11 protein-coding genes, 1 pseudogene and 1 riboswitch are annotated in these 12,906 nt (G+C 44.5%); of the genes and pseudogenes, 8 read left to right on the top strand and 4 right to left on the bottom strand.

Annotated elements, in window-relative coordinates; all coding sequences use genetic code 11:
- Nucleotides 1-276, bottom strand: a pseudogene (locus A3739_RS01170) (cell adhesion protein); the annotation flags it as partial.
- A gap of 358 nt (nucleotides 277-634) precedes the next feature.
- On the opposite strand from A3739_RS01170, the gene A3739_RS01165 reads away from it, so the two are divergent.
- The gene (locus tag A3739_RS01165; protein ID WP_156502225.1) at nucleotides 635-3,247 is read left to right on the top strand and encodes a hypothetical protein; all 2,613 of its coding nucleotides are present in this window, start codon (nucleotides 635-637) and stop codon (nucleotides 3,245-3,247) included.
- Between the two features lie 62 nt (nucleotides 3,248-3,309).
- Nucleotides 3,310-4,383, top strand: coding sequence for a hypothetical protein (locus A3739_RS01160; RefSeq protein ID WP_068499885.1), 1,074 nt, complete (start codon nucleotides 3,310-3,312; stop codon nucleotides 4,381-4,383).
- On the opposite strand, the gene A3739_RS01155 is transcribed toward A3739_RS01160, so the two are convergent.
- The 3 genes from A3739_RS01155 to A3739_RS01145 all read right to left on the bottom strand — a co-directional run bounded on the left by A3739_RS01155 (nucleotide 4,380) and on the right by A3739_RS01145 (nucleotide 6,980).
- Nucleotides 4,380-4,817: a hotdog fold domain-containing protein gene (locus tag A3739_RS01155; RefSeq protein WP_068499881.1), complete on the bottom strand. Its 438-nt coding sequence runs from the start codon at nucleotides 4,815-4,817 to the stop codon at nucleotides 4,380-4,382. The two genes, A3739_RS01160 and A3739_RS01155, sit on opposite strands and share 4 nt — an antisense overlap.
- Before the next feature lie 38 nt (nucleotides 4,818-4,855).
- Entirely contained in the window at nucleotides 4,856-5,704 is an 849-nt protein-coding gene (locus A3739_RS01150) for an alpha/beta fold hydrolase (protein WP_068499876.1), read from the bottom strand.
- Nucleotides 5,705-5,771: 67 nt separating this feature from the next.
- Entirely contained in the window at nucleotides 5,772-6,980 is a 1,209-nt protein-coding gene (locus A3739_RS01145; protein WP_068499873.1) for an APC family permease, read from the bottom strand.
- Between the two features lie 352 nt (nucleotides 6,981-7,332).
- Nucleotides 7,333-7,464, top strand: a riboswitch (guanidine-I (ykkC/yxkD leader).
- Nucleotides 7,465-7,521: 57 nt separating this feature from the next.
- On the opposite strand from A3739_RS01145, the gene A3739_RS01140 reads away from it, so the two are divergent.
- From A3739_RS01140 to A3739_RS01115, 6 genes are all read left to right on the top strand, one after another.
- A complete protein-coding gene (locus A3739_RS01140; RefSeq protein ID WP_068499870.1) occupies nucleotides 7,522-8,562 on the top strand; it encodes a putative urea ABC transporter substrate-binding protein in 1,041 nt (346 codons plus the stop codon).
- A gap of 39 nt (nucleotides 8,563-8,601) precedes the next feature.
- On the top strand, nucleotides 8,602-9,414 hold the full coding sequence (locus tag A3739_RS01135) for an ABC transporter permease (RefSeq protein WP_068499868.1): 813 nt from the start codon (nucleotides 8,602-8,604) through the stop codon (nucleotides 9,412-9,414).
- Between the two features lie 10 nt (nucleotides 9,415-9,424).
- On the top strand, nucleotides 9,425-10,243 hold the full coding sequence (locus A3739_RS01130) for an ABC transporter ATP-binding protein (protein WP_231876628.1): 819 nt from the start codon (nucleotides 9,425-9,427) through the stop codon (nucleotides 10,241-10,243).
- A gap of 89 nt (nucleotides 10,244-10,332) precedes the next feature.
- Nucleotides 10,333-11,073: an urea amidolyase associated protein UAAP1 gene (locus tag A3739_RS01125; RefSeq protein WP_068499866.1), complete on the top strand. Its 741-nt coding sequence runs from the start codon at nucleotides 10,333-10,335 to the stop codon at nucleotides 11,071-11,073.
- Complete coding sequence (locus A3739_RS01120) at nucleotides 11,070-11,717, top strand: urea amidolyase associated protein UAAP2 (protein WP_068499863.1); 648 nt, start codon at nucleotides 11,070-11,072, stop codon at nucleotides 11,715-11,717. Before A3739_RS01125 ends, A3739_RS01120 begins: the two co-directional genes overlap by 4 nt.
- Before the next feature lie 67 nt (nucleotides 11,718-11,784).
- Nucleotides 11,785-12,906: biotin carboxylase N-terminal domain-containing protein (locus tag A3739_RS01115; RefSeq protein ID WP_156502224.1), on the top strand; the 1,122-nt coding region annotated here is incomplete at its 3' end.

Below are 12,906 nucleotides of genomic sequence, written 5' to 3'. Positions count from 1 at the left end.
GCCGTTGTAATCGAATAAAAAATCTTCACGTGAATAGTTGTTTTGCGATGAACCATTTTGCCATCCATGGAAGTGAATAATGGTTGATTTGGTTGGATCAAAGTAGTTTAAGGAGACATTGTTCACTGTACCGTCTTGTTCAATTGCCTTGACGGAAGTGTTGTTTTCATCAAACCAGTACAAGCCATAGTCGAGCGTATCTTGCGCTGCGGCAGCGAAACTGCTTGAGAAAATTAGGACTGAAAAACTAAGAAATTTTTGAATGGTTTTTGTCATGCTGTTTACCTTGTATTTATTTTTATAATCCGCACACGACAGCAAAACGATGTGCGCCATGGACGTTAACGGCAAACTAAGTAACGAGCAAGTCGTCATTATCTGAATTAATGAGTTTGTCCTATTTGATTTAATTTATGGCCGGCTAAAAAAATTGCATCCTTTGATGACGATGAGAACTCCGCACTCAGAACTTTAGCACCGTCGGACTTTGTGTTTTTGATGCGCCTGTCACTTAACTTTGATCAGTTTATTCCTGAAATTTATATTTATCTCCTGTAATATGTAACTTTATGTAACTAACAAAAATAAATAATGCCCCAAGGTATCTTGAGGGCGCCTCATAATGGAGTTGTATATGAAGGGACTTAGCCGAATAGTAGTGTTGGCCGCAATGGCTATATTAACCGCCTGTGGTGGAGGCGGTTCAGGTGAGAGCGCATCATCTTCCGCACCAGTTGTAGAGTCTTCGGGGCCCGCGATCGATGGTCAGGTAATGAAAGGGATCATTCATAATGCGCTTGTAGAAGCATACGTAATAGACCCTATCGAAGGAGTTTCTAACACTCCAATTGCAGAGGCCATTACAGACGAATCTGGCTCTTTCTTCTTTGAGCTACCAAATGAATTTGCTTCTGCTCCTTTATATCTCAAAATGAGTTCGATGAGTGATTCAGAGATGCGGTGTGATATTTACCCACACTGTGATGTCGATGGCTCACCAGATTCAGATGATGATCGTTATTCTTTTGGCTCTTGGGTTCCTGTTCCAGAAAATTTTCATATGACGGCTGTACTGATCAGCTCAGATGGGACGCTTAAGGGGACTATTTCTCCACTATCGCATATTGCCGCGAACTTATTTCTTAATGACTCATATGCTAATCAATTCGAACTAGAAAATAAGATCAGAGAAGCGAATAGCAGGATCGCTGACCGTTTTGGTTTAGCGAGAGATATTACCCAGATCGTTGCGCACGATATTACTGACACCGACTCTGTCGCTCGCGTTAGTGTGCGTGAAGACATAGCTCTTAAATTTGCCGCAATAAACTCTGCCCTGATTTCTGCCGTGCAGGATGATAGTCATGCATCTGGTTCAAGCGCTAATCTATTTGCATCACTGGATAAGTTTGCTGATTTTTTTCAGCTTTATGGTGTTCCAGACAATGCGGAGTCTGATCATGTTACCGGTATGAATGAAATTTATACTCGAGCAGCTGAACTAGTGAGAAGGGTGAGTATCCATGTCCAATTATCTGATGATTTGTCGCCAAACCTTATTGTTGCGATTGCTGATGCTTTCGGAGATTTCAATTTTGCTGCAGCGCTAGCTGATAGCCAAGAACCCGCTGATTTTGGTTCGATAGGAGTCCCGAGTGACTCAAATCTCATCGAGGGAGTCGAGAAAATTAAAGGTTTTGTCGAAGAGGTTCGTGAGCTAGGAGTAGCCATTGATTCTTCAATTATTGAAGACCCTGAAGGCACTCAGTTGCAATCTGTAGGCTATGTGTTGGATGGCTTTGAGTTTCAGCTTGATGCTGCATCAATGATGAGCTCGGAAGATGCTGAGTATGCTTATAAAGCTATTATGAAATCGCTGGAAGCAATTCTTAAAACATATGAAATGGGGAATCCCGATTTAGCAGAGCTTACTATCCCTGCAGGGAGTACTGAAATTGTAGATGAGCGAGATCAAAGCATTATTATAGTTAACGTAACTGTAGACGAGGAAGGCGCCCGCACTTTTTCTGTGAACGATGATGTTATGGTGCGTCGTAAAGATATTCCACGCACTTTGCCGGTTGATGTGTCGGTCCAATTAAATGCGTTGGCTCTTGTTGAGCAGTCTTTTGAGAATGGTGACATGACTATTTTTGACGATCCAAAAGATCAAGCGGATAAAGTGAATAATGAAACGCATCACGGTGTTATTGATATGGCGCTGCAAGGATCTATTGTTTCAAATACAGTTGAACTGACCCTTAGTGAAAGTTTTGTTCGTGCTTTTTATTGGGGGAGTGTCAGAGAAGAGATAGCTGTTCAGACGTATAGTGACGAATATTCGTTTGAACGCATATTGTTGCACCAGTCAGATTGGACAATTTCAGAACTTGATGCTCAATTAAATGCAAGCGTTTCTCAAATAGAAACAGAAGATATTCCAGACCCTTTAACATTTGTAGGGCAGATCGATCTTTCGCTCAGAGACTTTGTGATCTCTAAAGAGAAGTCAAATGGCTTTTACAAAGAGGTAGTCGAGTATGAGGGCCAAGAGTACTTATATGATATGTACTTCAACCATATTTATGTAGAAGAATTCAGCGAAGCGACTTTATCTTTGATGGGGAGTGCTGGAAACCAGTCAGGCGAAAACTTTTTACTTGGGCTGGATATCTCTCTCGATGATTCTAATTTAAGTGATTGGGCCATTTTATTGGATAAGTGTCATAAGTCCTATTCTTGTTACTACGAGTCAAATGAGGTCTATTTTGATGGTGATGATAACAATAATGAATTTCTAGGAATTAGTGCTGACTTGCGTTTTAGTGCCAGTTTATCCGGTGTTTCTGATGTGGTTGTTGTGGACTTTTCTTTCGATACGACTTCGCAGTTTTTCGCTGATATAGCACTTAATCTCTCTTATCCTGGCCATTGGATCAAACTTCACGGCAGTATTGATTATGATTTTTTATTATTTTCTTCTCGATATGAAGATACATATTACGTAGGTGATCTATATCTAGAGAAACCAGCGGAGGGTATTCAAATAAAGCTAGGAATTGATACTTATGTTGATCCTGGTGAAGAAGAAATTTCCGTAGAAATGCGCTTGGACTCAAATCGCGATGGAGTTACCGATGAACGTGACTTCTTGTACGGTTGGTATGAACAGCGCAACGGTGTTGATTTGCTGATCTATGCAGACGAGAGTAATCCCGATAAGTTAGAACTCGAATCCCTGTTCTAGCGCTTAATTATCCTTTTAATTCATTTTTTAAAGAGGCTTCGGCCTCTTTTTAAGTTGTAGTGATGTTTCGATATTTAATATCTTTTTCTTTTTTTATTATTTCGTTTAGCTCCGTACTCCAAGCGAACGAAACTGAGTTTTATTTTGACGCAAATCTCTACGGGCACAGTCAGACGTCATCGATTACCCAGATTGTTTTAGATGAGTTTGAGGGTGAGGACTTCGATGGAGGTGAGCATTCTTTTACTCACAATATTTGGGAAATCGGTGGAGTATATAAGGGGCTTAAACTAGCGGCTGTCGCTCGGTACGACTACACGCTAAATTATACTGAGGACGTTGCAGAGCTCGTTTTTCGGGAAAAGAATGACAAACCTATCGAGACGAACCGGACTTATGACTTGTATCTTGATGTTTTACACATGCGTTCCACCGGCTTGAAGTTAGGGTATCAATATAAAGTAAATAACGACATTAAGATCAGTGCTGACGCAAGCTGGTTACAAGTCACAAGCTATATGCAGGGCTTTATCGATGGCCGTGTTGAAGTTACTGATGATGATTACGTGGGCGACATAGCTCTAGACTACGTATACAGCAAAGATAAGCTTCTTGATCGAATTGCTCGTAGACCTAAAGGCTACGGTTACACCCTTGATTTTCATGTGCAATCAAAACTAACTGATAGTCTCGCGCTATCAATATCTTTTCTAGATGTGGTCAATGAAATCACTATAAAAGAGGCACCCTATACTGCCGCCAATGCGACATCTAACCGTTTAAGTATATCGCCTGAGGGGTTGATTGACGTAAAACCCATTTTGACTGGCGTTGAAGACTATCGTGATCACCGTTTAAAACTCGAACCTCGATACGATGCAGAGTTTTTATACGGTTTTGATGAACTCTGGGACGTTTATGCAGGTGTTTTTCACTATGATGATTATACCTACCCGTCCTTGGGTTTCGGCTATAAAGTTACTGAAAGTCTCGGTGTTAAAACTGTCATTGATCTAAAAACGCAGGCACTAGAACTCAATTTACAGTCGCAGGCGTGGAACGTTGGTTTAATCAGTGATGATTTCAACTTGAATGATGCGCGGACCTTTGGTTTGTCGTGGTCTTTGCGCTACTAACGCTTCACATTCATCGTGATTAGTGCTGTAAAGCACTTCACGCCCTCGTCGTTATAGGCGGCGACGGGCACATCTATTTTTCCGTCTTGTGTGAAATCAATATCGTCAGCTTCACACTTTACGATCAAGTCGGTTTTGGCCTTCACGAGGTATTTCACGCTCATGCCTTCTGGTATCCAGCGTGTACCTTCTGGTGTTGAGACTTCGGTTGTAACTCCGCCAACGAGTTCTGCAGCATTGCACATAGCGATGGCATGTATACAACCAAGATGATTCTGCACTTTCTTCTGGTTCTTCAGAATCATTTCGCAATAGCCAGGGCGTAATACGGTCACCAAAGGGTCGATGCTTTCGAAGTAGGGTGCAACCGTTGCAATGCCCTTTGAAAAGCCTTCTCCGCCCATTTGTTCAAACATCTTTAAATACTGATTCATGATCGTTGCCTTATTCTTATTTTTTAATGAAGTGGGTATTAGTTGTGTGCTGTCAGAAACTCGAATGTTTCTTTCCATAAGGTGCTTTCAAATTTAGCTTTAAACATTCCAGTATGGCCGATGTGTTTCGCGTCCACATCTTTGGGTTTAACTAGTTTTAGTTCGCAATCAGCTTCGTGGAACTGACGCAAAAGATGGTTAATGTTTTCTTTCGGCGCGAGCGCATCGTCAGAGAATGCGTAAGACAAAATAGGTATTTGCATTGAATAAAAACGAGAGCAATCAAGCCCGAAACTCGGATCCAGCAAATAGTTTGGTTTACTCATCCATTTAGCCCACTGTTGTACGGCTTTTGAAGGCAGGTTTTGATTGCCTAGCCCGAATTTGTCAGCAGGGAATGGCGAATAAATTCTGCTTACGATGGGTAGGATAAAACCAATATTGACGCGAATTTTTAGTCCATCCGCAAGGCGTGGCCATCGCTTCCAGTAGGGCGCGCTCGCGGCAACAAATACTGCACTTTTAAGCTGCTCGCTCGAAGGGGCTAAGGCGAGTAGTTGTCCGCCAATACTATGGCCAATGAAATACACCTGATCGGTCTTTGATATGGCATAACGCAGCACGCCTTCTATGTCTTGTGTTCCCCACTCACTCAGCTCAAAGTCTTCTCGCGTTAGCGATTCGTTATCGCCCGTTCCTCGATAATCAAAGCAAAGCACTTTATAGCCTTGTTTGACAAAGAACTCGGCCATTGGCCAATAAAAACTTTGGTTTACACCGAAGGCACTTGCAATAACGATGGTGCCGAGTGGGGGATTTTCAGGGCTAAATTCACTGATCAATAACGATGTATGATCTCGGCACGTGAGGGTAGTGGTTAATTTCATAGGAGGGCTGACAGCTAAGGAATTTGTTTTGCGTCAGCTTACCTAAGTATCGTGCGTCAAACTAGCGTTAATATGCGATTTTAAAGATGAGCAAGGCGATGCAGATAATGGTTCCTAACAAAGGGTAAGCGGGTGTTTTTAACGTGAAGTCTTTCGTCATTTTGTTTCGTCTGAGTACAACCAAAGATGCGTTCACGAGAGTAAAAACACACAGCACAATAAAGCTTCTGTAAGAAGCAAGTGTGACGAGCGGTAGCGCGAGGGCAAACATTAAAACTACCCCAGTTACGGCGAATGTCGCGAACCAAGGTGTTTTGGTTTTCTCAGAAATGAGGCCAAATACTTGTGGTACACGTTGTTGATTCGCCATGCCGTAAAGTACGCGCGATGCCATAATAATTTGGGTGAGAACCCCGTTGATAATGGCAAATAAACTGATCACTGAAATCCATTTTCCTAGATTAGTGTCATAACGTTCTAACAGTGCTCTTAAAGGGGCCTCTGAATTGGCTAATTCTGCCATTGGCATGGCTAGTATGGCCACAACCGCGACAGCAATGTAGATCACCGAAGATATTAACAAAGCGAGAATAATCGCACGCGGCATCGTGCGTTCAGGTTCTTTGACCTCTTCAACAATATTGACCATGTCTTCAAATCCAATGAATGCATAAAAGGTTAGAAAAGCACCGGCTAAAATTAAACCGAAATCATTTGTCGAAGTCGGAACAAATAGTTCGTTGAGTGAGGTGGTTGTGAGTTCGACCTGACTGCCGCCATAAAAAACGACTAAAGCCAGACCTGATATCTCAATAAGGGTGACGATTGTTGCGGCCCATAGTGATTCAGCAATGCCATAAAAAGCGATCGCACTCATTTCTATCACCACGATACAAATCGCAATCCAACTTTCGATTGGATAAAAAGACTGCAAATAGCCAACGAAGCCATTGGCGAGCGTTGCGCAAGACACAATGCCCGTAAAGACCACGAGTAAGCCAATGACACGCGTTAGAAAGGGTTGTTGAAATGCCGCATCAACATAATGCGTTTCACCCGAGCGTTTGGGAAACATGACAACCAGCTGGCAGTAACTGAGTGCCGTAATCCCTGCAACAATAGCTGCGACCAAGAATGCAAGGGGGGCGAGTGTTCCTGACGTTGCGGCTATTTTCCCGACAAGAACATAAATTCCTGCACCGAGTATGGTTCCCAAACCATGGAAGAGAAGTAGAGGAAGATTGGCTTTTCTTGAGAGCGTTTGTTGTTCGTTCATGCTGATCAACACTGATTATTTTTTACAGTATTTCAAAGCATTGCAATCCGGTACTTGAGCTATCTCAAGTCAAAGCCGATTCATATTACTCAGGCGATGTTTTGGAATTTCATTTTTCACTTGTCATGGATGGTACGCGTTCGCTCATGTCGAAATAGAGTGATGAGTTATTTTGGTGCGCAGTGTTATGGTGCGCATAATTCTGGTGCTCGAGCGCATCGTTTACTGAACTAGATTAGGCCTCAGTATTTTTTAAATATATGAAATATATAAAAAAATACTCCTTGGCGCAGCGTTTGCAACTCACTACCTGTCCGTACCCTTGTCATACCGGGCAACACAATTTGGTTTTCAAATAGAACGCTAGGGTTCCGGTTAAGCAAAATAAGGCAAACAGCCAATCGCTTAACGACTGGTCCGAGAGCATTCGACCTCTCCTCTGAGAAGAGCATGGGTTACACGGCGGGATAAAAGCCCGGGAGACTTGCTTGGTGTATGCCGAGGGTACTCCGTGTAATACAAACAAAAAGAGAGGTAATCCATGAAACGTATCGCAGCACTTCTTCTTGCGTTCTCACTTTCATCTGTCTCACAAGCTTCTGATAGCTTCAAAATTTGCTGGTCGATTTATGTCGGCTGGATGCCTTGGGCGTATGGCGCCGAGCAAGGCATCGTGAAGAAATGGGGCGACAAATACGGTATCGATATTGAGGTCGTTCAGATTAATGACTACATCGAGTCGATCAACCAATACTCTGCAGGCGAGTTCGCGGCTTGTACGATGACAAACATGGATGCCCTTACGATTCCAGCCGCAGGTGGTGTAGATAGCACGGCGCTCGTAGTTGGTGACTTCTCAAATGGTAACGACGGTATCGTGTTGAAAGGCAAAGATTCCCTAGCTGACATCAAAGGCCAAAACGTTAACTTGGTTGAGTTGAGCGTATCGCATTACTTGCTAGCACGTGGTCTTGAAACGGTTGGTTTAACCGAAAAAGATCTCACTGTTGTGAATACCTCTGATGCAGACATGGTTGCTGTTTATGGCACAGATGACGTTACATCGGTTGCAACATGGAATCCCTTGCTCAGCGAAATCGAAGCGATGCCAAACAGCACTAAAGTATTCGACTCTTCAATGATTCCAGGTGAAATCATCGATTTGCTTGTGATAAATACAGAGACCTTGGCTGCGAACCCTGATCTTGGGAGAGCTTTAGTGGGTGCATGGTACGAAATCATGGGCTTAATGAGTGGCTCTGATGATGCAGCGACTTCAGCAAAAACGTACATGGCAGAAGCATCAGGTACTGACTTGACTGGTTATGAAGCACAGTTAGCAAGTACTGAAATGTTCTACACGCCAGCGCAAGCTCTTGAACTAACAAATAGCGATGCTCTTGTGAGCACCATGGAAAATGTTGCGGAGTTTTCTTTCAAGCATGGCTTGTTAGGTGAAGGTGCTCCAGATGCAGGATTTATCGGAATTGAAATGCCAAAAGGTACCTTCGGTGATGCATCAAACGTGAAGTTCCGTTTTGACCCAAGCTACATGCAGATGGCTGCTGACGGCAAGCTATAGAGCATAAACGAATGCCTGTATTGATGTGAGGCCAAGGCCATGAAGAAACTGATAAACCAGACGCCAGATAGAACATTCAAAGTGTTCTTAGGCTTGCTACCTTTCGTGCTAATGATCGTGCTTTATATGGTGAGTTCGGATGCGCGTTTAGAAGTGAATCCTAATGACAAGCTCCTCCCGAGTTTTAGTCAGATTGGAGATGGTTTATCAAGAATGGCCTTGGAACCGAGCAAGCGCACAGGCGACTATGTTTTTTGGCAGGACACAGCGAGTAGTCTCACACGTCTTGGCCTAGGTGTATTAATCGCTGCGGCCATTGGCTTGTTTGTTGGAGTAATAACGGGCGCTTTGCCTTTGTTTACCGCTTGGGTATCTCCTTTACTGACGGTTGTTTCACTGATTCCTCCTTTAGCCATCCTGCCAATTTTGTTCATCGTTTTTGGTCTAGGTGAGCTCTCGAAAGTTGTCTTGATTGCCATCGGCATTACGCCGTTTATTGCGCGTGATATTCAACGACGAACACAAGAGATTCCGCCCGAGCAACTCGTTAAAGCACAGACTTTAGGTGCCAATACGAGTCAGATTTTAATGCGTGTGGTACTGCCACAAATCCTTCCAAAACTGATTGATGCAGTGCGCTTATCGTTAGGTGCTGGGTGGCTGTTTCTGATTGCTGCTGAAGCCGTAGCCTCAACCGATGGGCTTGGTTACCGCATCTTCTTGGTAAGACGTTATATGGCGATGGATGTGATCTTGCCGTATGTCGCATGGATTACTGTGCTCGCGTTCTTTATCGATCAAGGCTTAAAGCACTTGAACAAAACGTTGTTCCCTTGGAATGAGAGAGCATAAGACAATGAGCATGATTGATTCTTCAGCAATAGAAAAAACGTCTGATACCCCGATGCTTCAGGTGAACAAGGTTTGGAAAACCTATGGCGACAATGTCGTTCTTGAAGGGCTCGATGTTACCGTACAGCAGGGTGAATTTGTCACCTTAGTTGGCACGTCTGGCTGCGGCAAAAGCACCTTCTTAAACATGTTACTGGGAACTGTTGAGCCAAGCCGCGGAGAAATCTTGCTCGATGGCAAACCTATCCCGAATGAACCCGGAGCTGATCGGGGCATTGTGTTTCAGCAGTATTCGGTGTTTCCGCACATGACGGTTTTAGAAAACGTTGTGACAAGCAAAGGTTTTCAGCGTAAAGGTTTTACGGGTTTGCTGTTCGGCAAAGCGCGAAGAGAAGCGGTAAAAGAAGCCTTAGAAATACTAGATCAAGTTGGCTTGAGTTATGCGGTCGACAAATACCCGCATGAGTTATCTGGTGGCATGAAGCAGCGTTTGGCCATTGCACAAGCCTTGCTTGGTAAACCGAGAATTCTGTTATTGGATGAACCTTTTGGTGCGCTTGATCCGGGTATACGTGCAGATATGCACGCATTGGTGCTCAAGCTATGGAAAGAGCACAAGCTGACTATCTTCATGGTCACACATGACCTGAAAGAAGGTTTTTATCTTGGCACACGTTTGTGGGTCTTCGATAAGTTACGTCATGACGAGCAAGCGCCTCAGCGCTTTGGCGCGGGCATTACCTACGATTTGGCGGTAGGACAGGTTGATCATGACCTATATCGAGAAATCGATGATGACATTCGGCCTGTTCCGCAACAGGTTGCATAAGCCTATTTAGATCGAAGTAATAAGAGACATTAGCAATCAGTCGTGTTTTGCGCGGCTACATCTATTAAAAAAGAAAGTAAGGACAAGTTATGAGCGAGTACATCCGTTCTATTTCTTACACCACTCAAATTGCGGAAGGCTCACATTGGTCTTTTCGCTTACGTAAAGGCACGATTTTACGACTAACAGACTTACTTGGCGGCGCCAACGTTGGAATGTTGTTTTATAACCCCGAGGACTTATTAGAGCGCTACAACGCGCCTGATACCCTCAAGTGCCAGCACACATTTAAACTCACAAAAGGCAATTGCTTGTATTCAGATATGGGGCGAATTTTCGCTTCGATCGTTGAGGATTCTCTCGGCTGGCACGAATCAGTTTGTGGTAATTCTCATGCCTCTCATATTGAGGCGCGCTGGGGTGCGCGTGACTATCAAACAGATCGAAATGATTGGCTGCAAAATGGGCACGACGCGACCTTAGTAGAGCTTGCGAAATATGGTTTGGGCCCCGCAGATTTGGCGGCAAACATTAATTGGTTTAGTAAGGTCTCGGTAAATTCTGAAGGTCAGATGGCACTTGATGCCTCGGCAGATACACAAGGTGCTTCAGTGACTTTGCGTATGGAGATAGATTCCATTGTTGTGCTGCATACCTGCCCACATCCTTTAGATCAGTCTTCAAGCTACCCAACAATGGACGTAAAAATTGAATTGGGTGAGGCATTGCCTGTCACCGAAGATGATTACTGTAAGAATTTCCGCCCTGAAAATGGACGAGGATTTGCAAACAATGCCTTGTATCAGTTGGGCTTAGGGGGCACGCCATGATTATTGAGAGCACATTACTTCCTGAAAATGCACTGACCCGACAAGTGGTTGATGCAGGGGACTATTACATTGGTGTGGTCAATGCGGGAGAAATCATCCGTATTCTAGACCTAGAAGGCAACCAAGCCGCTGACACCTTGTTTTTTAATGCACACAACCCGACTGAACGTTACAGCGCGATGGATACTGTGCGCGAGCAGGGTGCTGTTTACCTCACTGCAGGTTCAGAGCTTCGATCAAATTTTAATAACGTGATGCTTGAAATTGTTGCTGACACTTGCGGTCGTCACGACACCCTTGGTGGTGCTTGTGCGACGGAAAGCAATACTGTGCGCTATGACCTCGAAAAGCGTTGCATGCACGCCTGTCGTGATAGCTGGATGTTGGCGATTGCCGAGAATCCTCAGTACGGAATTACGAAGCGCGATATCAGTCATAACATCAATTTCTTTATGAACGTCCCTGTCACAGAAGAGGGCGATTTAACCTTCGAAGATGGTATTTCTGGCGCTGGGAAATATGTCGAGCTACGCGCCGAGATGGACGTGGTGGTGCTTATTTCGAATTGTCCGCAACTTAACAACCCTTGCAATGGCTACAACCCCACGCCTATTGAATATTTAGTCTGGTCGAGCGCGGCCTAAACGCACAGCAACCTCAGTGGACGACCACTGTTGTATTTTCATGCGGGACGGCCCGACACGATGATCTATGTTCAACAAAGTATTGATTGCGAATCGTGGAGCTATTGCCGCACGCATCATTCGCACTCTGAACGAATTGAATGTCGCGTCAGTTGCGATCTACGCGCAGAGCGACGCCCAAAGCCTTCATGTTCGTCAAGCTAGTGAGTCTTACTGCTTAGGTGATGGCCCTGCCGCTGACACCTATCTTGATATCGATAAAATTATCGCCATTGCCAAAGAGTCGGGTGCACAAGCGATCCACCCCGGATATGGTTTTCTTAGCGAAAACCCGAGATTTGTAGAGCGTTGCGAATCTGAAGGCATCGCGTTTAGCGGGCCGACGCCAGAACAGATTCAAGTCTTTGGACTCAAGCACAAAGCGCGTGAGCTAGCCCAAAAAGCAAACGTACCCTTGTTATCGGGGTCGGAATTATTACCAAGCTTGGATGAAGCGCTGCGTGTTGCTGAAAACATTGCTTATCCGATCATGCTCAAAAGCACCGCTGGTGGCGGTGGCATCGGCATGCAAGTGTGTTTAGGTCCTGAAGAACTCGAGCAAGCTTATGATTCTGTAAAACGACTTGGTGCGAATAACTTTGCGGATGATGGTGTTTTCATCGAGAAATTCATTGCACGCGCGCGTCATATTGAGGTTCAGGTGTTTGGTGATGGACAAGGCAATGCCTTAGCCATTGGAGAGCGCGATTGCTCTAGCCAGCGTCGTAACCAAAAGGTCGTGGAAGAATGTCCTGCGCCAAATTTACCCGCAGAGCTTGCAGCAGAGCTGCATCAAACCGCTGAGGCTTTATTGTCTCAGGTAAGTTATCGCAATGCAGGCACGGTTGAGTTTCTTGTTGATGCCGATACGCACCAATTCTATTTCTTAGAAGTGAATACCCGCTTACAAGTTGAGCACGGTGTTACCGAAGAGGTCTTCGACATCGACCTCGTCGAGTGGATGCTAAAACTCGCATCTGGAGAAGACATTGATCTTGCCAATAAACGTAAGAATTTGAAGGCGCATGGGCATGCTATTCAAGTGCGTTTGTATGCGGAAGATCCATATCGCGACTTCCAACCTTGTCCAGGGTTGCTCAGCAAGGTGTCGTTTCCAGGCTACCCACATGTGCGCATTGATCACTGGATT

It is taken from the genome of Oleiphilus sp. HI0067 (genome assembly GCF_001635735.1).
Note: the sequence above shows the minus strand (reverse complement) of the source record. Positions and strands in the feature narration are given on the sequence as shown.